The following is a 25358-nucleotide window of genomic DNA, read 5'->3' on the forward strand; positions in this document are numbered from 1 at the left end:
TGCTCCCTGCATTGCTCTACCTCCTGTATCCATGCACTCGTACACGAACAACTTTTAACGCAGTGAGTGCGCTATTTAATGCGATAGAATGATTGTTTTTTAATTGGTATCAGTAGCTATATTTAAATCACGGCCGCTATTAAACCAAATAAACCACCAAACACACCACCCCATACTACAAGCCAGCCTAAGTGCTCGCGGATCATGGTTTGAATAATCTCTTTAACCATTTTTGGGGTAAGCTCATCTAAGCGCTCATCAACTAATTTAAGTACTGTTTTATGTAGGCTCTCTGCGCTATTACCTTGTGAGAGTGTTTGGCTTACTAATGCTTTAAAGTCGTCAGTTTGGGAAATCTCACTAAGCGACAATTGCATTTTTTCAATAAACTTTTCACGCATTGGCTCTATTGCTGCTGTGCCGCCAAACATCCCAAGCATGCTACCAAACTGAGATTGCTCTATTACCTCTAACAAATTGTCGAATGCGGGGTTTAAATCAACATTACTAATTATTGGCTCAAAATCGATATTGGGCTGCGCTTTATTGAGTAAATTATTAATTTTTTGCTCTGAAAAAAACTCCGTTAATATTAAGTTTCTAATTGCGATTTTAAAGCTTTCAAACTTAAGCGCTATAACGCCTGAGCCATATAAAAACGGGACTTTTTCAAACAACATATGAATCGCTAATAAATTAGTTACCGCGCCAGAAAGTGCAAATAAACCAACTGATAACACAATTGCTTGGTTAAACATAAAACCTACAACAACACATAAACCCGCTAGCAAATTGGTTATTAAACTTTTGTTCATTTTTACTCCATTACAGTAAGTGTAATTTTTATGCAATATAGTCATTAATTTTACAACGTTTAGATTGTTAAATTAATACCTTTTTGCCATAGTTTAAGTATCTGTTTAAAAGGCGAGCAATTGTTATGTGGAAAACAGTAAATGAGCACATCAGCCAAGCCATTAATTTTGACTTTAAACACACCTATAAACGCCAATTACAAAGTACAAATACCGACAAACTATTTCATATTACCAATGGTACGCATAACTTCTTCGTTAAAATAGCATTAAAAAGCGAACTCGAGCGTTTAGAAAGTGAATTTATTGGCTTAAAGCTTTTAGCGCAAAATAGTAATTTTAAAGTCCCTGAATGTATTACAACCGGTGCAAATATAGAGTTTTCGTTTATTGTTTTACAGTGGCTTGTTTTAGATAAACAACCCCACAACACGTGGGCAACTATGGGAAGCAGCCTTGCTAAAATGCATCAAAAACACGACCAAGCCATGTTTGGTTTTGATGTAGACAACTATATAGCCACTACCATACAACCTAATCGCTGGCATAAAAAATGGGATGTATTTTACGCCGAAGAACGTATAGGGTGGCAATTACAGTTACTCGCTGAAAAAGGCATTAACTTTATTGAACCCGAGCGCTTAATTAATGCCGTTAAAGAACAGCTGCATAGTCATCAAGTTGAGCCTTCATTACTGCATGGCGATTTTTGGCGAGGCAATATGGGCTTTTTAAAAGCAGAGCCAACGGTATTTAACCCGGCTTGTTATTATGGTGATCGGGAAGTGGATATTGCAATGAGCGAACTATTTGCGCCACTGCCAAAAGATTTTTATAGCGCCTATAACCAGCACTACCCGCTTTCTCAAAATTACGAAAAACGTAAGTTAATATACCAGCTATACCCTATTTTAAATCACGCTAACATCTTTGCCGGTCACTATCTTACTGAAGCTAAACAACATATAGAAAAACTGGTGTTTGAAGGTATAAAATAAGTGTCATAAGCTGCATTTCAGCACTATATTTAATGAGTAAGTAGGCGTTCATCTGTAAGCGATTAAGTTGAATCTAACTTAATTATTTATAACTGGAGTGATTATGAAAGATTTTTTATCACAACGAATAACGTGCCCACACTGCGGACACCACATACATTTAGACTTAGACGCAAGCATGGGCGATCAAGACTACATAGAAGATTGCACTGCCTGCTGTAACCCAATTCATTTAAATATGCATATAGATCATGCTAACAATAAATTAGAGCTACACGTAGACAGTGACGACGAACAAATATTTTAACTTAAGCCTGATGGCGTAAGTAGTTTTCTACCGTATTTACAATAGTGTAAGTTTGCTGATCAACTTCAATATTAAACTTGTCACCCACTTGCGCTGCACCAATGTTTGTAATGGCGAGCGTTTCCGGAATTAGGTGTAACCAAAAACCTTGTTCATCAACTTCGCCCACGGTTAAGCTTGCGCCATTTATCGCAACAAACCCTTTATATAACACATACTTTTGCCACTCTTTTGGCAAGCTGAGTTGTATTTTGCAGTTGTTCTCAAGCTTCACTATTTGAGAAATTTGTGACGTACAATGAATATGCCCAGACACTATATGCCCACCTAGCTCAGTACCAAACGTAACAGAGCGTTCGTAATTAACTAAACTACCTAGCTCAAGCAGTCCTAAATTAGTTAACTTTAGGGTTTCGTCAATCACATCAAAATGCACTTGCGCTACCACATCGTGATTACTTAGCTCAACTTGCACAACTGTTAAACAACAGCCATTAATAGCAATACTTGCGCCTAAATCTAAATGCTTAACGTACTCATCGCTCACCGATACAACTAAGCGTAAAACACCGTCTGTTTGAGTCTTAGAGACCACCGTAGCTTGCGTTTGCACTATTCCTGTAAACATAAAATCACTTTAAATTATTACAAAGTGCTAGTTTAACGTATCAACTCATAAAATCATTCACTACTGTGATTTTTATTTAAACCCCAATAGATTACAATTACGCCCTATTTTATCAACTAGCTGTTTTTATGACCTTTTGCAATTGGGAAGCCAAGCGTTTACTTTCCCTCGCTTTACCTGTTTTTTTAGCGCAAGTTACACTTATTTTAATGTCGGTCGTCGACACAATTATGGCAGGCCAAGTTAGCCCTACTGACTTAGCTGCACTGTCTATTGCAACAGGAATATGGAACCCTTTATTACTTGGCCTTCAAGGTATTTTATTAGCGCTTACTGGTATTATTGCGCAGTTTTCGGGCAGTGATGACCGCAAAGGCATTAGCCACTATTTTCAACAAGCGCTTTATTTAACCGCTATTTTGAGCTTTACAGGCTTTGGAATTGCCCATTTAGCAGATGCTATTATTTTTAAGCTCGATACAACGCCTGCAATTGCAAACCTTGCCATTGACTACATTCACTTTGTGAAATGGGGTGTATTTGGATTTTTAATTTTTACGGTATACAGAAACGTTACCGAAGGTATGGGAATGACCAAGCCCGCGTTTTACATAAGCCTATTAGGTTTAGCTGTTAATATTCCGGTAAATTATATTTTCATAAATGGCTTATTTGGTTTTCCTGCTTATGGCGGCGCGGGCTGTGGCATTGCCACTGCAATTGTTTTAACTGTTATGGCAATAGCACAAGTCACTTACTGCCAAATGAGTAAAAAAGTAGATGCTAAAGGCCTGCTTTCATCATTCGAAAAACCTAATTTCACTACCATTGGTATTATTACTAAGTTAGGTATACCAATTTCACTCGCCACCTTTTTTGAAGTCACTTTATTTGCGTGTATACCGCTATTTATAGCGCATTTAGGTGCAGTAGCTATATCGGGGCATCAAATAGCAGCCAGTGTAACTACATTGCTGTTTATGATGCCGCTGAGCCTATCAATCGCTATTAGCATTCGTATAGGTAACTTATACGGCCAAAAGAACATGACTCAATTAAAAGTTGCGGTTTCTACCAGCTATATTTTAGCCATTGCTGTGGCGTTATTTTTAGCGCTTATTACGTTTGCCGGTCGTGATTTAATTAGCCAACTGTATACCGACAGCCCCGCTGTTATGGCATTGGCTTCATCAATTATGATTTTAGCGTGTATTTACCAATTACCTGATGCACTTCAAGTTGCAGCAAATGGCATACTCCGTGGGTTAAAATACACCACGCCTATATCGTATATTACGTTTATATCGTATTGGTTAATCGGCTTTTGTTTAGGTTACGTATTGGCAAGAACAGACATAATTGTGCCAGCTATGGGGCCACACGGTTTCTGGACTGGGATAATAGTGGGACTTAGTGTCGCTGCTATTTTATTAATGCTAACGGTAAAAAAACGTCTAAAATATGAATTTCTTAAAATTGATTCACTCAATCAAAACTAATAAACTCAGCCTTAAAACATTACCAGCTGCTTTGCTGGTAATGTATTTTTTAACGCTTACTGGCTGCAACAAACCACAAAGTAGTATAAACGTTACTTATATTGAACGCTTAAGTAGCACAGTTGATACAAGCCCAACACAGCCTGCGCCACTCAAGCAACTCCCCTTACTGCAGCCTACCCCAATAGCACAAAGTGACTTAACACTGAGCATTGTTGAGCTTGCAGGCATTAGCCAATGTAAGCTTAACGTGCTTATAAGTGAGCACAATAACCAATTAGGAAAAACCGCCAGCGCTGCTGGGCAATTAAAATATCAAATAAACTTTATTAAAAGTGCGCAGGTTTGCTTAAACACGCTTGATAAAAATAGTCCTAGTTACACAAAAATACTCGCAGCCAAAAACTACAAAGAAACACACCTAATGCACTTTTTTAACACCATGTTATTTAAAGAGCCTGAGCTAAATCGTACCTGGCAACTCACTTCAAACGAGCTTACTACTGAACCTGCTGGTTTTAGTGATACCGTACTTGCGCTAAAGCAACTTGTACTCATTAAGCAACAAATTAAGGCTAAAGAATTTAGTGAAATTAATGGTGATTCTATTTTTAGTGCACTCGAGCAGCTTAATAAATTTCAATTTAACCAAGTACTCATTCAATCGGTCCGCAAGCAGGTAGTGTTAAATAACAACGCCACGCAGTTTGTAAAAACATTAAACTTTAATACGCTGTGCCCTCAGGATAAAAATAATAAAAACGCAAAAATCATAAGCAATGTATTTCAAAAGTTTTACCTAAAAGAAATTCAGCCCTATCAAGCGCAGTTAACTGGTTATCTAGAGGCACTACAACCGCTTTATAATGAGCTTTGGTTTAACGAAAGTATCTCAAGCCCTCAAATTAATAACTTAGTCAAAACGGACTCAGCAAGTAACTTACTGAACTTACTAAAAAGCTCAGCTAAAAAACATGTGGTTTGGTGGCAAGTATTTTATAAAACGTGTGAAATAAGCCCAATATGAATAAAAAAACGGCAAATAAACTCAAAAACAACAAACTTGCTTGATTCACTAACCGCCACGCTATATATTAGCCGCCGTTGTTAAGCAATTAACACCTACTTAAATAAAGTAATACGACTGTAGCTCAGTTGGTTAGAGCACTACCTTGACATGGTAGGGGTCGGTGGTTCGAATCCACTCAGTCGTACCAACATTTAAGAACCCTAAAAAAATTGTACGACCGTAGCTCAGCTGGTTAGAGCGCTACCTTGACATGGTAGAGGTCGGTGGTTCGAATCCACTCGGTCGTACCAATTAAACTCTATATTTCAAACAGTTAAAAAACCCTATTCAATATACCCATTTAATTTTTTGTTGAAAATTAAATTCTTAGTTTTTTATTATTTTGTATTCAAAATTTAAAAATAACGAGAGTCAAGCCTTAAAAGATCATCCTAAAAATTACAGTTATTATCGATTTGTGCCCAAACTAGTGCCCAAGCGCCCAAAGCACATTTTTAGCTCTTTAATCCACCTCAAAATTAGACCCCTACCCCTGATAATTACAAGTCAAATTATAAGATTGAATGGCAATGTATAAATACAGCACAACAGGGAATGACAGCTCTAGGCTATCTGCTCTACTTCTACTAGCGTAAAGTAAGGAAACACACCGCATACTATTGAACACAACTGGTAAGCTAAAGCTTTATACCAGTGATTTATAGCTATAATAAAAAGATTCAAGTAAGTATCACCGGCTAACAAACGCTCCTAGCACATATACAAGAGGCGCATTCCAATTAATTGCCACTTCGTTCGTTGAATAACTACACCAGCTATCGCTGTATGATTTTGCAGGTTCGTTGGAATCATAGTTACACTCATCCTGCTGCCCAGCTTGGGGACCGCCAACTAACATACCTGGTACTGGAGCTGTAATGCCATCACTTTGTGAAATTCGATGATGCGGGTGTTGTGGTGTTTTATCACCAAAACCAGTAACAAACGAATACCCTGTTGGGTTGCGTCCTAAAATGTAATCAACAAGCCCTTGCGCAGCCTTTAAGTACTGCGAATTATTATTTAACTCAGCGGCTTGTAGCAAAACTATCGCTTTATTTAACGCTGCTGAATTACTTCCCCACACAAAGTCAGACTTTTCCATCGCAACAATATATGGGCTATTTTTATGTTGTTTTAAATACACATCAGCTAAGTGTTTTTGCTTTATTTTAAGATCTTCGTATTCTTGTTCACTCAATAAATCTTTTGCTTTAAACAGTAAACTGCTTAAAGAAAGATACGATACATTTCTCCATGAAGGAGCTGAATAATGAATATTTATCTCTTTGTAAGTATTATAAAAACCTTTATCTCTAGTTGTTATAAATAACTCTGCAGCGGCCCAAGCAAACTCATCTTTTAGCTGATTATCACCATACTCTCCACTTTTAATATCATCAGGTTGCTCATAATATTGGGTTTGATTTTCAAGCGAGTACTTCCATGCGTTAATTGCAGCCGCTAAATATTGCTTACTTTTATTGGGATAATAGGGAGCAATTACTCTACTGGCCACCGATAACGTCGCGGCAAAATCAAGGCTAGCCGCTGTGCTTTTTCCTATCATGTAGCGCGCTCTTTTATCTTCATGCGGCATTTCATAGCCTGGCCATTCACACGTTGTGAGTTTATGATAAACACCCCCATCATCGCTTTGCATAGTGATCAGCCATTCAAGGTTCCATAGTGCTTCGTTTATAATATCGGGGACGTCATCTGACGATTCAGGGATGTTTAATATTTGCTTTTGATACACTTCAGGGTAGTGCTCAAACGCCGCAAGTAATGTGTACGTGGTAATACCAGAATTAACAACATACTTGCCATAATCGCCCGCATCGTACCAGCCTTTTTGAGATTGCACCTCTTTCGCTTTAAAGTCATCGCCTTGCTCTGCTGATGAGTGATAAAGCACGTCGTCGTCTTTATGCCCTAAAGGCCGCGCATAAATACCTGCATACTTTTTCTCTATTACAATACTTGAACGATTTAAGTAATAGTATTTTAACGCCGCTGTATGAATCGAGTCATATACATGATTATTAATTGAGAATACGGCAGAATCTCTCACTCCTTTTACACGTAAAAGGTAATCTCCTGGTGTTACAATATCTGTAAATTCAGCGCGTTTAAAGGTGTCATTTCCTGAGTTGTCCCACATTTTAGCGTGTGATAACTGGCCGCTACGTATTATTTTATTAGTATTTACATCCACTAAATCATAAGTAGTCGCGGTTACATTTGGCACTATTGCTATTTTTTCGCTATTAACTAAATAACCAAGCTGATTAACTGCTATTTTTTGATTAGATGACTCTGTGCTCAGTTTACTAAAATCATCTTTTACTACCGCCGTGCATGCACTCAAGAAAAGCACAGCGATTAACGTTAATTTTAAAACAACATTTTTCATAATGCCCTTTCCGTATGCGCATAAATTCAAGCGAAAATACAACAAGGGTGCACTAATATGCACCCTTTGCCATTTATTCACCGCATTTTATATTAGCTGTTTCCTTTGCTTTAGGTTCAAATTGAACATTAGCAACGCGTACTTTAGCTGCGCCTTCACTTGATAAAACAAATGGCGCACTAGAGCGTTCAAATTCAACTCCCTTATTAGCAAAACACAATAGGTCTATCGATACTTTATGCCATGTACTTAATTTAAATTCTTTAATAATAGGCGCTATGTCAAACGAACCACACTTGCTTTTACCACAGCCCATTTGAACATTTAACGTTTTTTCTGGGTAGGCTTCTACACGCACATCGAATGTCAAGGCACTTTTATTGATTAAGTACTGCGATAAATCCTCTCTGTACCATGTTGAGCTAATTAATGCAGATGCATGATTACTGCCAGTCCAAGTGAATTCTTTTGCGTCTCCTTGAATTTCCTTGTCAGCTTCAATCATGCTTAAGCCTTGAATTTTACCAACCGGAGTTTGAATATCCTTTGTTTCTTGCTCTGTTTGCAATTGATAGTTCCAATCACCTTTTGCCCTACCTTGCATAATTACATAGGGTGTATTAGTGGGTACTTCAAATACAAAATCATTGTGAGTATTTAACTTACCAAGATTTACATTATCCTTGTAAGTTAAGCCAAATCCATAAGCAAATAATGGGTCGTACGGTTTGTCGAATCTATTTAATACAACTTGAGACGCGTATTTAGGCCATGAAAAAGAAAGCTTACCTTTGAAGTCATACTCGATATTTCCTTTTTTATTGGTAAATAACACGTCAGCTACACCTACGCCTTCACTACCTGGAAGCCAAGCAGCAACAAACGAATCAGATGCGTTTATTTCTCTATTAACCCAAAGTGGCCGGCCAGATAAAAATACAGATACCACTTTTATGCCCTTTGATTTTAATGACTCGATTAATTTAGCGTCACGATGAGAGTGAGCCTGGTACGCTATTGATTTCAAGTCACCAATCCACTCTGCGTATGGGTTTTCACCAAATACAATAATAGCTACATCGGGTTTTTCATCAAAGCTTCCATCAGGGCTCAATACCGCCTTACCACCTGCTTTGTTTACCGCCTGCTCAATACCATCAAAAATTGACGTTCCCCCAGGAAAATCAGACTTTACATTACCCTCACCAGTCCAATTAATTGTCCAACCACCCGTTTGCTTACTCATATTATCAGCGCCGTCGCCAGCAACTAAAACTTTACTATCTGGGCTAAGCGGTAACAAATTATTATTGTTTTTCAACAGCACTAAAGACTCTCGTACAGCTTGCCTTGCAATCGCTTTGTGTTCAGGAGCACCTAATAATTGTTTTTGGTTTGCGTATTTACGCTTTGATGGAAGTCCTTTATTGAATAGCCCCGAACGTATTTTTACTCGTAAAATACGCCTAACTGCATCGTCAATACGTTCAATGGGAATAATGCCATTTTCAACTTGCTCTATTGTATTACCTATAAAAGCTTTCCAGTCTTCGACTACCATAAACATATCAAGTCCAGCATTTACAGCCTGTGGGCAGCTGTCATTAGTACAACCAGGTATTTTACTATGCGAATTCCAATCACCTACTATAAAGCCATCAAAACCGAGTCGAGTTTTTAACACATCAGTAAGCAGATATTTACTGCCATGTAAACGCAGTCCATTCCACATATTATGCGAGGCCATAATACTTTGTACACCCGCTTTTATAGCTGGAAAATAAGCTGCAGCATGATTTTTAATTAAATCTTTTTCTGTTTCTCGATTATCGCCTTGATCAATCCCTTGATAAGTACCACCATCGCCCACCCAATGCTTAGCGGTAGAATAGATATGGTCGTCATCTAAAAAGTTAGATGTATTTACTTGACCTTGTAGCCCTTCAATCATTTCTTTTGAATACAAAGCAACTATCTCTGAATCTTCAGAGTAGCTTTCATAGGTTCGCCCCCACCGATCATCTCTGGCAACTGCCAATGTAGGTGCAAAGGTCCAATCGATTCCTGCAAGGAGGACTTCTTTTGCTGTTGCTTCACCAATTTTATAAATTAACGCTGGGTTATGCGCTGCACCCAAACCAATATTATGAGGATATAAAGTAGCGCCAATAAATTTATTATTACCATGTACGGCATCAATACCATACGTAACAGGAATAGCTACACCACCAGCGGATGTATCCATTGAGGCTAAGTACAACTCATCCATAAACGACACCCAATCAGACACACTTGCATTGCGGTCATTATGCAAAAATGTACCTCCTCCATTTAAAACCGATCCTAAATGGTATTTTTTAACATCTTGTGGGGTGACCCATGTTATTTCTGCTTGAACCATTTGACCGACTTTTTGTTCAAGCGACATTTTATTTATTAAGCGTGTAATGTCAGCTTCTAGCGCTGCATTTTTTTCTATTGCGGGTTTTTGTTTTGGCCATAGCGTTATATCATTTTTAGCAAATGCAGCTGAGCATGAAATGCTCAAAAATGAGCCTAAAACAAATGAAGAATAAATATTTTTCATTAAATTAATAACCTGATACTTTGTTAGTGTGGCGAATAGTTTTATTACAAATACACTATAATGTCGTTCAAATAGAGGTTTTAGGCGTTCTAATACGTGTAATACACTTTATTTGAACGCTAAAACTGTTTTAAATATTTAAACTTGTTCGATAATACATACCCACACGAATGACATAGATGTGCCAAATAACAATTTTAATAAAAGGTGTATTAAATTGTGAAAGAAGTACTTTTTAACACTCACGATCTCGCTTTAATTTTTACCATGTTTATATGCTTATCGTTTAGCGTATTTTTAATCACATTAAAAAAAGGGAATAAATTAAGTAACTGCCTACTTGCCTGCTTTTTATTAGCTCAAGCTGCTATTCCTATGGATAATCTTATAAACTTTGGTGAAGCATTTAGACCTTTTGCATTAAATTTATCGCCAAATTTGTTTTATACATTCGGCTTAGCATTTTGGTTAGAAGTCCCGCTACTTTTGCTCTATATAAAATCGTTAGTTAATAAAAATTATGAAGTTAAAAAAGTTGACGCACTGTATTTTATTCCTTTTATACTTTATGCCATCTATTTCACACTAGATTGGCTTATGCTCGACAACAGCGTTAAATTAAATGCACTCCAAAACGGTACTATTGAAACTACACCTATCGTTGATCGTATAATTTATTTTTCTCGAGAATGTTTCCGGTTTTCTATCAGTGTTTTGTGCTTTTTAGAATTACAAAAATATCAAAAAAATATCAAAAATGAATTTGCAGAACTAGAAAGTGTCGATCTGACTTGGTTAAAAGTCTTAGTTATTGGCTTTTTAGTTGTTCATTTAAACGCGATATTTGTCTCGCTTGGTATTATTATGTCTTATGACATTGGAATAATTGTCGATCACGAACTATTGGGGCTTACCTCTAACTACGCGGTACTTTTATTAATAACAAGCCTAATATTTTTTAGTGCAGGTCATTCAAGAATATTCCAAGGTATTGACGACACACTCACTACCGAACAAAGTAAATTGCCAGAGGTCTTTGAACCCGAAAAAATACAAAAAATTGAAAGCTACTTGCTACAAAACAAGCCTTATTTAAACCATTTACTCACACTAGATAACCTAGCAAGCCAATTAGGAATGGGGTCAAGAAGCCTTTCATCAATAATTAATAGGCACTTTGGTAAAAACTTTTTTGAGTTTATAAATCACTACAGAATTGAAGAAAGTAAACGGCTGCTACTTTTAGAAGAAAATAAAACAGTGACCATGTTGGACATTATGGATAAAGCAGGGTTTAACAGCAAAGCGACTTTTAATACATTTTTTAAAAAACTAGTGGGTATAACACCCACTCAATTTAGAAAAGAGCATTGGGAACGCCAAGCAAAAGCTTAGATTGTCCACTTACAACTCTCTACAACAATGTATTATGGCGTATAATTTTTTAAAATATACGCCTGATGATCGGGCATTACATTTGCTGAGCGACTAATTACTGATTCAATATTTTTTAGTCTGCGTTTTATCTCATCACGGCTTAGCCTGTCAACTAATGGGTGGTAGCTTTTAGGTTTAATGCCTTGTCCGTGCATAACAGCAAGCCAAGATGTTTCGTTAAATAACTCGTTGTCATGTCTAAATATACGACCGTTTTCACTAAACATATCTATTTTTTGTTTTAATGAATCTGGCATTTCTATGTTTTTACAATAACGCCAAAACTCACTATCATCGCGATTTGTTAACTTATAATGCAAAATAATAAAATCTCGAATACGATGATACTCTGTTTCAGTTTGCTGATTAAACAAATCAATATCGCACTGCGTAAAAGCTTTACTTGGGAACAACGTCATCAGTTTTGCAATAGCCGACTGAATTAAATGTAACCCTGTAGATTCAAGTGGTTCAACAAAGCCTGCCGATAAACCAATAGCAATACAGTTTTTATTCCAACTTTTTTTACGCATACCTGTAACCCACTGTAAGCTATTTATATCATTTAAAGGGCTTGATTCCAGTGTGTTTAATAATAAACTCTGCGCTTTATCGTCATCCATAAACTCGCTTGAATACACAAACCCATTACCTACTCTGTTTTGTAGCGGTATTCGCCAAGTCCAGCCAACACTCTGCGCCGTAGACTGTGTATAAGGGTTTAGTGATTTTGTAGATAAACAAGGCGCTGCAACCGCTTTATTACAAGGAAGTAGATGTGTCCAATCTTCGTAGCCCGTTTTAAGTGCTTGCTCAATTAGCAGTCCTTTAAAACCTGAACAATCAATAAATAAATCACCGCTGAGTACCGTGTTATCGTTTAACACTAACGACTCTATCATTCCTGTTACAGGGTTGGTTTTTACTTCATCAACCTGACCTTCAATACGCTTAACACCTTTATTTATAGCGTATTTACTTAAAAATTTAGCATAAAGGGTTGCATCAAAGTGGTAGGCATAATTAATACCTGCTAGCGGTGTATTTTGCTGGGTAGACGGGTGCATAAATTTGTTGGCGTAAGCACCTACCGATGCCAGTGAGTAGTTAGATAAGTTGGAAGTTTTTTCAAATTTTGGTTCATCTTGCATTTTCAACCAAAAATGATGAAAAGGCAGCGCCTCCATATTAGTACCGTAGTTTCCAAAAGGATGAAAATAGCGATGCCCTTTTTCCTTCCAATCTATAAACTCAATACCTAGTTTAAACGTTGCATTTGTAGAGCGAATAAACTCAGATTCATCGATATCGAGTATTGTATTGAATAGCTGAATTTGCGGAATAGTAGCCTCACCTACCGACACAGTGCCTATCTCGCTAGATTCAACAAGTGTAATGCTACAATTATCACAGCCAATAACTTTAGCCAACGCCGAGGCACTCATCCAGCCTGCTGACCCCCCACCGACTATAACAATAGACTTAATTCTTGAATCACTCATTTTTCATTACCTTATATAACAAAACGCTATGACTGCTTAATAAGCAGTCATAGCGTTTATTTATGTACTAATGGTATTTATTAAAAGTTACCTTTTAAAATAATACTAAATCGACGTTCGCTGGCAAACCAAGAGCGTGATATACGATTATTATCGTTGTCTATTTGCATAGAAGTACGCGCCACTTCGTTTGTTAAATTGGTACCTTGTAAGCCAATTTGAAATGAGTCCGTTAGATTATAAAATACAGAACCATCAAGCTGGCCACCCGCCTCGTTATAGATAGGTAATTGAGTTATTACATCTTTACTGGTTAGCAAATATTCAGAGCGCCAGTTATAAGCTAAGCGTGCATTTATGCCATACTTTTCGTACATAGCTACAATGTTTATGTTGTCTTTAGAAAGCCCTTCAAGAGGCAATCCATCAAATGCAACATCGGCGCCTTCTGTTGAATCAGGCTTATCTGGTGATAATCCTGCATTTGGTGATCCTTCTTCTTCAATATAGGTATAGTTAAACTGCATCCCGATACCACTAAAGGCACCAGGTAAAAAGTCATAAAACTGCTGGTAAGCCAGCTCAAAACCTTGCACAGAACCTTCATCACCATTTGTAGCACCGTTTACTTGTACTACCTGAGTAGCACCATTATTAGCAAACTCTCTATCTACTGAGCCATTAATAAAATAATTACTCATATCTTTATAAAAGAATGAACTCGTAAGCGAGCCAACACCTTCAGAAAAATACCACTCTAGTGCTAAATCGTAGTTGTATGACTCCATTGGTTTTAAAAATGGATTTCCCGAGTTAGCTGTATAGCGCGAATAGCGTGCGTCTTGAATTTGTCTTTCATCTGAGCTTTCATCGTAGGTGATCACTAAGTCTTCAGGCGTGATTTTTACAAAGTTTCTTAGGTTTCCTAGAGCCGGTAGTGCTATAGCTTCTGAAAAACCAAAGCGTAAAATTAAATCATCTTTTAAATTTAATTTTACATTTAAGCTAGGCAGTATATTTGTGTATTCGCTGTTTGCAGTTTGCTCTGTAAATCCTGCATTGCCAAAGGCCGCTTGATCCGAGGGTAACAAATTATCGGGATCGGATGCATCGTTAATATCGCCAACGGTATCTGGGAATGTTAAAAAGCCATCTGTTTCATTTTTTATTTTTACATAGCGAAGACCCACATTGCCGCTATAAAACATGTCACCTAATTCACCTTCAAAATTACCTTTAATATAAAACGCATTATTTACTTCAGACGTTTCATTAATTTCATTATTTAAAAAATCTCCAACCGCGCCGTCTCTGCTCGACAAACGTTGCCAATTTGGTGATAAAGACGCAAAGGCAGATTCTGCATTATTGTAGTCTTTTACAAACGACTCTTTAGGAAACAAAAATGCTCCCTCTGAGGCAACATTTAATACCCCGCCTCTGGCGAAGTTATCAAAAGTTACCTCCTCATAGCTATCGCCTAAACTTGCACCTAGCTCGTCGCCTTGTGCATCAAACCATGCACTGCCATTACCTGCCCACGCCTCAGACAGCCATCCCCAATTAAAAGTAGACTGACGTGTAGTTTGCTCACGCTTAGCATAACGAGCACCAACTTTTACGCTAGTAAAAAAGCCACTATCAAATGTGTATTTTGTATCACCTGCAAAGGCAACTTCTTTACCATCATTATCAGATATGTGATCCATTGCACTGCGCCAAAAATAGTTATGAGGATCGGTAAAAAATCCTGCATCGCCGCTATTTGCAGGGTCAAGTAAAGTAATATCAGGTAACTCTGAGCCGTTTTGTTCAATACCAATTACAGCGCGAGTTGCGCCCATGACAGAAAAATCAAAAATCTCTGATGTAGACTCTACATATTGAGCGTCAAAATTAAACGACCATGTATCGTTAGGTCGATACTTAAGATTAAAACCGTAATCGTCCACTACGTTATCTTGATCTCTAAAACGTGTGATCATCGCATGTTGTGCACCAAATTCACCTGGTGGTTGACGCTGCGCATCATTACCACGCCAACCTGCATTTGATGTAATAAAACCCGACTCAAAAAGCCCTTGGTCAGTAATATCAAACTCAGTACCTTCAAGAGCCACTAAATCATTAATAACAGCATCATCGGCCATTTCTATAGCGTGTTCAGTCCACGCTAGTGACGAATCAGAGCGAATAAATTGGGCTGTAGCTAAAAGCGTTTTACTTTCATTTTCAAACTGTAGTGCTCCTGCAAAACCTTCTCTATTTCTGTCATCTTCTTTTCGGGTTAAACGCGTAGTACGAGGCACAAATACAGCTTGCCCATTAACAAGTTCATTTTGCTCTTCGTAACGTCCTATTTGTGTACCGTCTGACTGCGCCTTTAGTTTAGAGTTTGAATAATTTACTAATACGCCAAGCCTGCCATTATCTAAATCAAATATATCGCTATATAGGCCAGAAAATGACGGTGTTGTTTCATCTGCAAATTCGCTATATGTTCCATCTAAAGTAAAAGCGATTACTCGGCCGTCGGCATCAAAAGGTTTACGTGTAACCAAATTGACAGTACCAGCTATACCGCCTTCAATCATATCTGCCGATTGGTTTTTGAATAATTCAACTGACCCCATTAATTCTGGCGGTACATCTTGAAAACTTAATCCTCGCCCTGAATCTGCAGTAAAAGTGTCACGGCCGTTAAATTCACTGCGTGTATGTGTTAATCCACGAACAACAACACCGCTACCTTCAACACCATAATGATCTGGATCATTTGCAGCTGCAAAGCGTTCAATAGACACTCCCGGTAAACGGGTAATTGCCTCAAGTACACTTCGATCAGGTAAAGACCCAATATCTTTTGCTGAGATAGCATCGAGTACTGTTTCGCCTTCTCGCTTCATATTTTGGGCATTAATGAGATTTGAGCGTGTCCCTTCTACAATCACAATTTCTATATTATCTTCATTAGGTTTTGCTACGGCTTCTTCTTGTGCTGCAAATACATTACAAGAAAATGGTGATGCCATAATTGCAGTGGCAATTATCGACAACTTAAATTTACGGCTCTGTTTTATGTTCTTCATTCTTATTTCCCCAATCAGAATTTAAAGACTACTTACGTAGCACTTAAAATTCTTATCCTGTCTTTTTTGTGTATGTGGTTATCGTGCAGGTATAGGTTTAATAAAATTAAAGGCAAAAATCGCCTAACTAACCACACATACCGCTATTTGAACGCTTTATTAAGCCACTTTGGTTATATATACATACTTAGTTTTTATAAATGGATTAATACATAGGGACTGAAAATCATACTGTTAAATAGTAATTAACACGTATTTGCAGCTTAATACCTATTATTTAGGGAATAAAAGTATGAACTTACGTAAATACGCTCATTTAAACGTTCAAATTTATATTAATCTTACCCTTAGACGACTCTAATAATAACCTCTGTTAATTTATTTTTATCACACACCAATAAAGAGTTGATAACAATGGTTAACAAAAATAGAAAAGGTTTTATTGCACTTACAGCAATCGCTACTTTAGTTAGTTGTGCGCCCCATAAACAATCAAATACAGGTACAGATATAAATACACCACTTTATCTAAATGAAGCGGCAACAACTGACGAGCGCGTAAATGACTTAGTAAATCGCTTAACATTAGAAGAGAAAGTAGCTCAACTATTTGATAAAACCCCCGCGATTGAGCGCTTAAATATTCCAAAATATAATTGGTGGAACGAAGCGCTTCACGGTGTAGCAAGAGCCGGTAAAGCAACTGTTTTTCCTCAGGCGATTGGTCTTGCTGCCACATTTGATGAAGATTTAATATTAAGAGTTGGCACGGCTATTTCTGACGAAGGCAGAGCAAAGCATCATGCCTTTTTAAATGAAAATAACCACTCAATGTATACAGGGCTGACGTATTGGTCGCCAAACATAAATATTTTTAGAGATCCACGCTGGGGCCGTGGCCAAGAAACCTACGGTGAAGACCCTTATTTAACAACCCGTATTGCGGTTAATTTTATTAACGGCTTACAAGGTGATAACTCTAAGTATTTAAAATCTGTAGCAACACTTAAGCATTATGCAGTACATAGCGGCCCGGAGGTTTCAAGACACAGTGACGACTACACTGCATCTAAAAAAGATTTAGCAGAAACCTATTTACCCGCATTTAAAGATGTAATAGCACAAACGGATGTAGCATCAGTAATGTGTGCATATAACAGCGTGAATGGCACGCCGGCTTGTGGTAACAACGAGTTAATTCAAAATAAATTACGCGATGAATTTAATTTTAAAGGTTACATCGTATCTGACTGTGGTGCTATAGCCGATTTTTACGACGTAAAATCACACAATATAGTCAGTACAGAAGCACAAGCTGCAGCGATGGCGCTTAAAACAGGAACCGATTTAAATTGCGGTGATCATCATGGTAATACCTATAGTTATTTAACTCAGGCCGTACAAGAAGGATTAGTTGAAGAAAGTGATATAGATATAGCATTAAAACGCCTTATGTATGCGCGCTTTAAATTAGGAATGTTTGATGATGCTAACAATGTGCCTTTTTCTAAAAAACCGATGACGTTAGTTGGATCTGCAGAACATTTAAAACTCACCGAAGAAGCCGCTCAAAAATCATTAGTATTACTTAAAAATAAACAATTGCTGCCTTTAAAAGGTAACGAAAGAATAGCGTTAATTGGCCCGAATGCAAATAACACCGCTATTTTATTAGGAAATTACAACGGCACACCTATCACACCTATTACCCCTAAATACGCATTAGAAAAACGCCTAGGTAAAAATAACCTTACATATTCTGCAGGCTCAAGTATTACCGGTGAGGTTTATACACATTACCAACCTATTGAGGCAAAAAATTTTTTTCATCTAGATCATAATAATCAAATGCAGCCAGGGTTAATTGCCCAGTATTACCCAGCGAGTAATTTTGACCGTCAACCAGCTAAACGACAAATAGATAAAAATATCGACTTTAGCTGGGAACGTTCCCCTATCGACAACTCTATTGAGCAAGAATTTGCTGTTAAATGGGACGGAATAATTAAACCGGAGCAAACAGCACAATACTATTTCAAAGCCACCAATATGAGTTTTACACTTAATGGTAAAACCGTTAATGGCGCTATAACACTTAATAAAAATGAAGAATATATATTAACTGCACAAGCTAAATTCAATCATTTTTGGCATAGCAACGTTATTAACCCAACAGCGAGTTTAGGCTGGTTAAAAAACCCTCAAAACCTTACTCAACAAGCGCTAGATAATGCCAATGAAGCGGATGTTATTGTATTTGTAGGCGGTATTAGTGCCAATCTTGAAGGTGAAGAAATGCCACTGCAAATTGAAGGGTTTTCTCACGGAGATCGAACCAATATTAATTTACCTAAAAGCCAACTTAATTTACTTAAAAAGCTAAAGCAGACCGGTAAACCTATCGTACTTGTAAATATGAGCGGTAGTGCAATGGCATTAAATTGGGAGAACGAAAATATAGATGCCATTGTTCAGGGCTTCTATCCAGGTGAGGCAGCAGGAAGCGCGCTAGCTGGTTTACTTTACGGCGACTTTAGCCCATCAGGTAAATTGCCTATCACCTTTTATAAATCAGTTTCAGATTTACCTGACTTTAAAAACTACTCAATGCAAAACCGTACATACAAATATTATGAAGGTGAAGTACTTTACCCATTTGGTTACGGCTTAAGTTACGCAGACTTTAAATACAAAAACACACGTCATTCAATAAACGCAGACACTGGCGATTTAAACCTAACAACAACAATCGCTAACCAAAGCAGTTTTACAGCTGACGATGTTGTTCAAGTTTATATTTCTATGCCCGACGCGCCAATTAAAACACCTAATAAACAATTAGTGAGTTTTAAACACGTTACCCTTAAACACAAAACGCAAAACGAGGTTAAATTCACAGTTCCTAAAAACCAACTCACTTATATCAATGAGCAAGGTAATGCCGTGGCTTACAAAGGACGCTTAATTGTTACGGTGGGCTCTGGGCAAGGTATTAAAATACCAAAAGATAAATTTACGGTGTCTAACATTGTTTTATAAAAATAATAAAAATCTAGGAATTAAAAAATGGAAAATACAGCAACAGATCCCACGCTCAGTGGTACATCTATTCAATTAAAGAGTATCGAAAATGAGAACTTGCTACGTATATTTTTTATCGCTTGCGTAGCTGCGATTGGTGGATTCTTATTTGGTTTTGATAGCGGTGTAATTAATGGCACAGTTGATGGACTCAAAGGTGCCTTTAACTCAGACAGCGTAGTAACCGGCTTTAATGTAGCAAGTATGCTGCTAGGCTGCGCTATTGGTGCATTAATAGCAGGTAAAAGCGCCGATCACTTTGGTCGAAAAAAGGTATTACTTGCAACTGCTGTTCTTTTTATTATCAGTGCCTGGGGTTCAGGCATTGCAGGGTCGTCGGGGGAATTTATAATTTATCGCTTAATTGGCGGCTTGGCGGTAGGTGCAGCTTCAATACTAACGCCCGCTTATATAAGTGAAATAGCCCCGGCACGTTTACGTGGTACGCTTACTTCTATTCAGCAAATTGCTATTATTTTAGGATTATTTTGCTCTTTTTTAAGTAACTATTCATTAGTACAAATATCAGGGAACTCAACCGAAGTACTTTGGTCAGGCTTTGATACGTGGCGATGGATGTTTTGGATAGAATTAGTCCCTGCAACTATTTTTTTGGTCACTTTATTTTTTATTCCAGAAAGCCCGCGTTATTTAGCAATGAAAAATAAACAACAAGCAGGAATGAAAATTCTATCGCAGTTATTCGGTGCTAAAAACGCCGAATCAATGTGGGAAGAAATAAGGCAGTCATTAGGTAATAGCGAAAAAACAAAGATAAGTAACTTATTTCAAGCACACTCATTCAAGCTAAAACCAGTCGTTTATATTGCAATTGGGCTTGCAACATTACAGCAACTAGTCGGTATTAACGTGGTATTTTATTATGGCGCTATATTATGGCAGGCTGTTGGTTTTTCAGAATCAAATGCGCTTTTAATCAATATTATTAGTGGCGTAATTAGCTTAGTTGCCTGCTTTATTACTTTATCGCTTATTGATAAATTAGGCCGAAAGCCATTTTTATTAATCGGTTCAATAGGCATGACCTTCTCACTCATTGGTTTAGTTGTCGCATTTTCTAACGGCACTATAGACCCTCAAGGACAATTACAACTTGGCGACTGGGGCTTTACTGCACTCGTACAGGCCAACTTATATGTATTCTTTTTTAACCTTTCATGGGGTCCTGTAATGTGGGTAATGCTCGGCGAGATATTTCCAAATAACATGAGAGGATTAGGCTTAGGGGTTGCAGGGCTTGCTCAATGGCTGGCTAACTTTTTAGTTACTATGACCTTTCCAATATTGCTAGCCGGTGGAGGGCTTGCACTCGCGTATTCGCTCTATGCTTTTTTTGCTTTTATATCGGTACTTTTTGTTATTTACTTAGTAACTGAAACCAAAGGAACGAAACTAGAAAACGTGTAACTTTATCGTCCTAAATAGCTAAATTTAGGACGATAATTTTTTAGTGCCTACCCAACTAATCTATAACCTACCGCTGGCTCAGTTAAGATATGAATAGGGCTTGCAGGGTTTACCTCAAGCTTTTGTCTTAGTTGCGCTACATGTACACGAATATACTCAGGTCTATTAATGTATTGCTCCCCCCATACCTGACTTAAAATAGCATTATGAGTAAGCACTTTATCTTTATTTTGAAATAACATAAGCAAAATTTTATATTCTTTATTAGTGAGCTTTACATCGCTGCTGTTAAGCGTAACTGTGTGCTTATGCGGATCTATAATGATGTTACCGCATTGCAGTGCCAAACTGGGCTGTGTATTTACTCTTAGTAGCACACGCATTCTTGCCAGAAGTTCGTTTGCACTAAAAGGTTTGGTTATATAATCGTTTGCCCCATTATCAAGGGCTGTAACCTTTTCCACCTCGCCATCGCGAGCCGAAAGCACTAATATTGGTATTTGGCTCCATTGTCGTACTTCAAGTAACCAAGCTTGTCCATCCATATCAAGCAATCCCAAATCAAGTAACACTAAGTCAAAGCTTTGCTCACTCATTAATGAAAAACCATCAAGCCCTTTCGCACTAATTGATACGTTATAGCCACTGGCACCTAGTAATGTTTTTAAAAAACTTTGCAATGCAGGTGAGTCTTCTAGCACCAATACATTAATCATTCTTTGCACTCCAGCTAAGTATTGCTGTGGCTACTTGGGTCAGCTCATCAATAGCTAATACAAATTCGCCTTGATGAAACTGAGCAACTACATCGCAAATTACGCTACCAAGCCCAACTCCTTCATCCGAACTGCTTGGATGAGTAACTATGAGGTTGCTTACGGCTATTTTATAGTGTGTTATATTACCAATTCGTTCAGTATTAAAGTCCACTGTCGCCACCCCATCACCGTAACGTGCCGCGTTTTCGAATATATTCGCAAGCGCGATTTCTAAAAGTGTTATATCACCTATACAACAAGTGGCTTTATCAAAGACTAACGCTAAGTTAAAACCACTTAATTGCTGCTGCCTGCGTGCTTTAGCCTCAGTAACAAGTGTATGTACGTTGATAGCTTGCCATGCTAGCTGCTCTCCTATTTTATTTACCCGGCTAAGCTCCATCACTTTATTAAAATGCTGATTTAAGATTTCACTTTGCTCATAAATATTTTTTGCTTGTTCTGTAATTGATGCCTTACTCAGCTCAATATTTTCGTCAGCTAACATGCTTGATGAGCCCATAATAGTAGCCAAAGGCGTGCGTAGATCATGAGATAAACTACGCAGCAATGCGTTTTTAGCACGTTCTAACTCTGCTTGTACTTTCATCGATGCCGACTGGTTTCTAAGATTTGAGTTTTCGTGAACCTGAAACAGCAAGGACAGTGCCGTATCTATAAATGCACGGTTTTCAGGACTAAGTTCGGCATCTGAAATAAAGCCGCCCCATTGTGTGTTTTGTTCGATATTGAAGTACTCTCCATTATCCATTGTATTATTGTTCCAACGAAGCGTAATACCTAGATGGTTTTTAATCGATGTTGTAAATACTTGGCGCTGAGCGTTTATATCATCAAGCCCATTAAGCGCCTTAGCTAACTCATATAAACATCGTGTATTACTGGCATGTAACTGGGTATCACGAACGTTTTTACTTAGCTCGCCCGCCAATTTGCTTATCATCAAGCCAACTATAAGCATGACAGTAAAAGTGACTAAGTATTCAATTTTTTCGATATGAAATGTAAAGTACGGCAGTACAAAAAACCAGTCGGTACATGCCACACTAACTAACGTTGTAATCCCCGCTAAGGCGGCATTTTGACGCACCGCAACCCATGCCACCCAAAGTAATTGCAACATCACAATGTCGGTGGTCGTTAGCCACTCTCGAACTGGAAAAATAGCCAGCACAATAAAAATAGGCGCAATTGTTGTTAATAAAAGCGGCTTAAGCCATTTATTAATACCCATTTGTGCACTCCCATAAAATTCTCTTTTTATAGGTTACTGCTTTTTAATACGTTGTGTATAAAGTTTTTATAAAGATTTTTGGCTGTAGTGTTAAATGTTTATAAAGCTTAATTGATATGGGGTGACTCTTTTTTAAAATTCCATAGTCTTTGCTATGTAGTATTTTTTAAATAGGAACGCACATGGCACAGTTTGCAGTAATCGGATTAGGTAGTTTTGGTGTTACCGCCTCGCTTGAGCTTGCTAATCAGGGACATCACGTTTGCGCAGCCGATATAAGCGAAAGCACCATTAACACGTTTGCTAATCAGTTAAATTACACTGTCATTTTAGATGCTAGTGATGAAACACAGCTTGCTCGACTCGACTTAACCAGCTGCCAAGCTGTATTAGTTGCAATTGGTGAAAACATAGAAGCGAGTATTTTATGCGTGCTGCATTTAAAAAACCTTGGTGTTAAACAAATATGGGTTAAGGCGTGCTCTAAAAGTCACCATCAAATTTTAAGTAAACTTGGCGTATCTCGTATTATTCACCCCGAGGAAGAAATGGGGATCAGAGTAGCACATGCACTTAACTACCCTATGGTTAACCAGTACTTTGCACTTACACAATCTACATTTATTGTTGAGCTTGCCATAGATTTACATTTATCAGGGCGCAATATTGGCTGGCTTCTAAAAGAGCGTAACTCAGATATAAAACCGCTCACCTTACGCCGAGATGATAATTTCAATACAGACCTAACACTCGACACCGAGTTACGCCATGGTGATAGCCTTGTATTACTGGGCTCTAAACATTACCTAACAAAACTCACCAAACGGTTTAAAGCTTTATGATTAACTGGCAAGCACACGTACTTCCAAAGCAATTTAATCGCCGTTTAAAAAATTTCAAAAGGCCTGTTAACCCCCCTTTAATTTTAACTGCTGGTTTTTTTGCTCTCATTATTTTAGGCACTTGCTTATTACTATTACCTTTTGCAAGTGTTGAATCGCTTAGCTTTATTCAAGCTTTTTTTACTGCATCCTCTGCGGTTACAGTTACAGGCTTAGTTGTTATTGATACAGGTACTGCGCTAACCACATTTGGGCAATGTGTTGTTATGGTACTTATTCAAATTGGAGGAATCGGCTTTATGACCGTGGCCGTTATTTCATTTTTAAGTATTGGTAAAAACTTAGGATTAAAACAACGTTTACTTGCAAGCCAAGCATTCGATACAAGCGATTTAAATGGAGTGATCCATGTAGCTAGATGCGTAATAACTTACTCGCTAATAATTCAGACTATAGCATTTTGCTTACTTTTTATTAGCTGGGTAGATGACTATGGTATTGCGGGTAGCGCCTATCAAAGTCTATTTTATACTATTTCGGCTTTTAACAATGCCGGGTTTGCACTCGATAGTAATAGCTTAATGGCTTTTAAAAGTGATGTATCTGTTAATCTTATTATCAGTGCATTATTTATAATCGGTGGCTTAGGGTTTACCGTTTTAATAGATATATATCAACAACGTCGCTGGCATAAATTAGCAACTAATACACGTATTGTATTAATTGCAAGTGCTGTAATAAATTGCAGTGCATTTTTGCTTATTTTTTTATTTGAATATTCAAATCCAGCCACACTTGCCAACCTACCTATTAACGAGCAAGTAATTGCTGCTTGGTTTCAAGCAGTTACACCACGTACTGCAGGCTTTAATACTTTACCTATTAGCCAGCTCAGTTCCGACTCGACATTGCTTACATTGTTATTAATGGTAATAGGTGGCGGTTCGGTAAGTACAGCAAGCGGCATTAAAATAGGAACTTTTGTTATTTTACTACTTGCTATGTATAGTTATTTACGTCAAAAACCACAGGTAACCATATTTAACAGAGAGCTAAGCGACAAACTTGTGATAAAAGCATTGAGTGTTGTAATTTTATACTTATTTACGGCTTTTTTAAGCATCATGATTATGAGTAAAATCGAGCAAGCGTCTCTTTTAGATATTACTTTTGAAGTAATTTCGGCATTGAGCACTGTAGGGCTATCTCGTGATTTTACTAGTAATTTAAGTATGCCAAGCCAACTAATAATTATTTTACTTATGCTGATTGGCAGAGTAGGCCCACTGACATTTGCTTATTGTTTTGCAAAACCTAAATTACAACCTCTTAAATTTGCTAAAACAACCATACAAATAGGGTAACTATTATTAAGACCACTTAGCCAGCATAATTTATGTAAGGTTTTTGGCAGTGTAAGCAAGGAAATTAGCGACTCCTAAATATGGCTTTATCAATTGAGATACTTTTATAGAAAAAACAAAGGTAACTATAACCTCACTTTATTATTGCAGATATGAAAATTAATAAAATAAGCGCCAAAACCATTACAATAGTTTTGGCGCTTATTAAAGGGGTAATATTTACCCTTTCATTTGTTCAAGCTCTTTGCCTTTGGTTTCGTGTAAAAACTTAAATACAAATATG

The 25358-nt window shown here is 37.5% G+C and carries 17 protein-coding genes and 2 tRNA genes; 11 read left to right on the forward strand and 8 right to left on the reverse strand.

Features of this window, described 5'->3' with window-relative positions:
* Positions 1–122: 122 nt before the first annotated feature.
* Complete coding sequence (locus tag CXF76_RS03345; protein ID WP_024607611.1) at positions 123–815, reverse strand: hypothetical protein; 693 nt, start codon at positions 813–815, stop codon at positions 123–125.
* Between the two features lie 125 nt (positions 816–940).
* Here CXF76_RS03345 and CXF76_RS03350 point away from each other — a divergent pair, with 125 nt between their 5' ends.
* Positions 941–1813, forward strand: coding sequence for a fructosamine kinase family protein (locus CXF76_RS03350; protein WP_101163040.1), 873 nt, complete (start codon positions 941–943; stop codon positions 1811–1813).
* A 103-nt stretch (positions 1814–1916) separates the two neighbouring features.
* Positions 1917–2120 (forward strand): CPXCG motif-containing cysteine-rich protein, encoded by a 204-nt coding sequence (locus tag CXF76_RS03355; protein ID WP_008166246.1) that lies wholly within the window; start codon positions 1917–1919, stop codon positions 2118–2120.
* A gap of 1 nt (position 2121) precedes the next feature.
* On the opposite strand, the gene CXF76_RS03360 is transcribed toward CXF76_RS03355, so the two are convergent.
* A complete protein-coding gene (locus CXF76_RS03360; RefSeq protein ID WP_007585130.1) occupies positions 2122–2748 on the reverse strand; it encodes a riboflavin synthase in 627 nt (208 codons plus the stop codon).
* A 128-nt stretch (positions 2749–2876) separates the two neighbouring features.
* Here CXF76_RS03360 and CXF76_RS03365 point away from each other — a divergent pair, with 128 nt between their 5' ends.
* The 4 genes from CXF76_RS03365 (at position 2877) to CXF76_RS03380 (ending at position 5567) form a co-directional block, all read left to right on the forward strand.
* Positions 2877–4247: an MATE family efflux transporter gene (locus CXF76_RS03365; RefSeq protein WP_010552611.1), complete on the forward strand. Its 1371-nt coding sequence runs from the start codon at positions 2877–2879 to the stop codon at positions 4245–4247.
* Positions 4210–5274 (forward strand): DUF3080 family protein, encoded by a 1065-nt coding sequence (locus CXF76_RS03370; protein ID WP_024590335.1) that lies wholly within the window; start codon positions 4210–4212, stop codon positions 5272–5274. The genes CXF76_RS03365 and CXF76_RS03370 overlap by 38 nt, the downstream gene beginning before the upstream one ends.
* Before the next feature lie 113 nt (positions 5275–5387).
* Positions 5388–5464: transfer RNA gene (locus CXF76_RS03375), tRNA-Val, on the forward strand.
* A gap of 26 nt (positions 5465–5490) precedes the next feature.
* A tRNA-Val gene (locus tag CXF76_RS03380) sits at positions 5491–5567 on the forward strand.
* Positions 5568–6007: 440 nt separating this feature from the next.
* On the opposite strand, the gene CXF76_RS03385 is transcribed toward CXF76_RS03380, so the two are convergent.
* Complete coding sequence (locus tag CXF76_RS03385; protein ID WP_101163041.1) at positions 6008–7732, reverse strand: glycoside hydrolase family 9 protein; 1725 nt, start codon at positions 7730–7732, stop codon at positions 6008–6010.
* Positions 7733–7805: 73 nt separating this feature from the next.
* Positions 7806–10319, reverse strand: coding sequence for a glycoside hydrolase family 3 protein (locus CXF76_RS03390; RefSeq protein ID WP_101163042.1), 2514 nt, complete (start codon positions 10317–10319; stop codon positions 7806–7808).
* A gap of 219 nt (positions 10320–10538) precedes the next feature.
* On the opposite strand from CXF76_RS03390, the gene CXF76_RS03395 reads away from it, so the two are divergent.
* Positions 10539–11714 carry a helix-turn-helix domain-containing protein gene (locus tag CXF76_RS03395; RefSeq protein ID WP_101163043.1) on the forward strand — a complete coding sequence of 392 codons (1176 nt, stop codon included), beginning with the start codon at positions 10539–10541 and terminating at the stop codon, positions 11712–11714.
* A 32-nt stretch (positions 11715–11746) separates the two neighbouring features.
* On the opposite strand, the gene CXF76_RS03400 is transcribed toward CXF76_RS03395, so the two are convergent.
* Positions 11747–13258: a tryptophan halogenase family protein gene (locus tag CXF76_RS03400; RefSeq protein WP_101163044.1), complete on the reverse strand. Its 1512-nt coding sequence runs from the start codon at positions 13256–13258 to the stop codon at positions 11747–11749.
* An 80-nt stretch (positions 13259–13338) separates the two neighbouring features.
* Positions 13339–16347, reverse strand: coding sequence for a TonB-dependent receptor (locus CXF76_RS03405; protein ID WP_198551845.1), 3009 nt, complete (start codon positions 16345–16347; stop codon positions 13339–13341).
* 414 nt (positions 16348–16761) lie between these two features.
* Between CXF76_RS03405 and CXF76_RS03410 the strand changes: the two genes are divergently transcribed.
* Both CXF76_RS03410 and CXF76_RS03415 read left to right on the forward strand, forming a co-directional pair.
* Positions 16762–19386, forward strand: a complete 2625-nt coding sequence (locus CXF76_RS03410; RefSeq protein WP_101163045.1) for a glycoside hydrolase family 3 C-terminal domain-containing protein — start codon at positions 16762–16764, stop codon at positions 19384–19386.
* A 27-nt stretch (positions 19387–19413) separates the two neighbouring features.
* Entirely contained in the window at positions 19414–20856 is a 1443-nt protein-coding gene (locus tag CXF76_RS03415) for a sugar porter family MFS transporter (RefSeq protein WP_101163046.1), read from the forward strand.
* 47 nt (positions 20857–20903) lie between these two features.
* On the opposite strand, the gene CXF76_RS03420 is transcribed toward CXF76_RS03415, so the two are convergent.
* Positions 20904–21572 (reverse strand): response regulator, encoded by a 669-nt coding sequence (locus CXF76_RS03420; RefSeq protein ID WP_101163047.1) that lies wholly within the window; start codon positions 21570–21572, stop codon positions 20904–20906.
* The gene (locus tag CXF76_RS03425) at positions 21565–22869 is read right to left on the reverse strand and encodes a DUF4118 domain-containing protein (RefSeq protein WP_101163048.1); all 1305 of its coding nucleotides are present in this window, start codon (positions 22867–22869) and stop codon (positions 21565–21567) included. The genes CXF76_RS03420 and CXF76_RS03425 overlap by 8 nt, the downstream gene beginning before the upstream one ends.
* Positions 22870–23051: 182 nt before the next feature.
* On the opposite strand from CXF76_RS03425, the gene CXF76_RS03430 reads away from it, so the two are divergent.
* Both CXF76_RS03430 and CXF76_RS03435 read left to right on the forward strand, forming a co-directional pair.
* Complete coding sequence (locus CXF76_RS03430) at positions 23052–23711, forward strand: potassium channel family protein (RefSeq protein ID WP_024596486.1); 660 nt, start codon at positions 23052–23054, stop codon at positions 23709–23711.
* Positions 23708–25075 (forward strand): TrkH family potassium uptake protein, encoded by a 1368-nt coding sequence (locus tag CXF76_RS03435; RefSeq protein WP_101163049.1) that lies wholly within the window; start codon positions 23708–23710, stop codon positions 25073–25075. Before CXF76_RS03430 ends, CXF76_RS03435 begins: the two co-directional genes overlap by 4 nt.
* Positions 25076–25358: the final 283 nt, after the last annotated feature.

It is taken from the genome of Pseudoalteromonas sp. 78C3, from assembly GCF_002836695.1.
Classification (GTDB): Bacteria; Pseudomonadota; Gammaproteobacteria; order Enterobacterales; family Alteromonadaceae; genus Pseudoalteromonas; species Pseudoalteromonas arctica.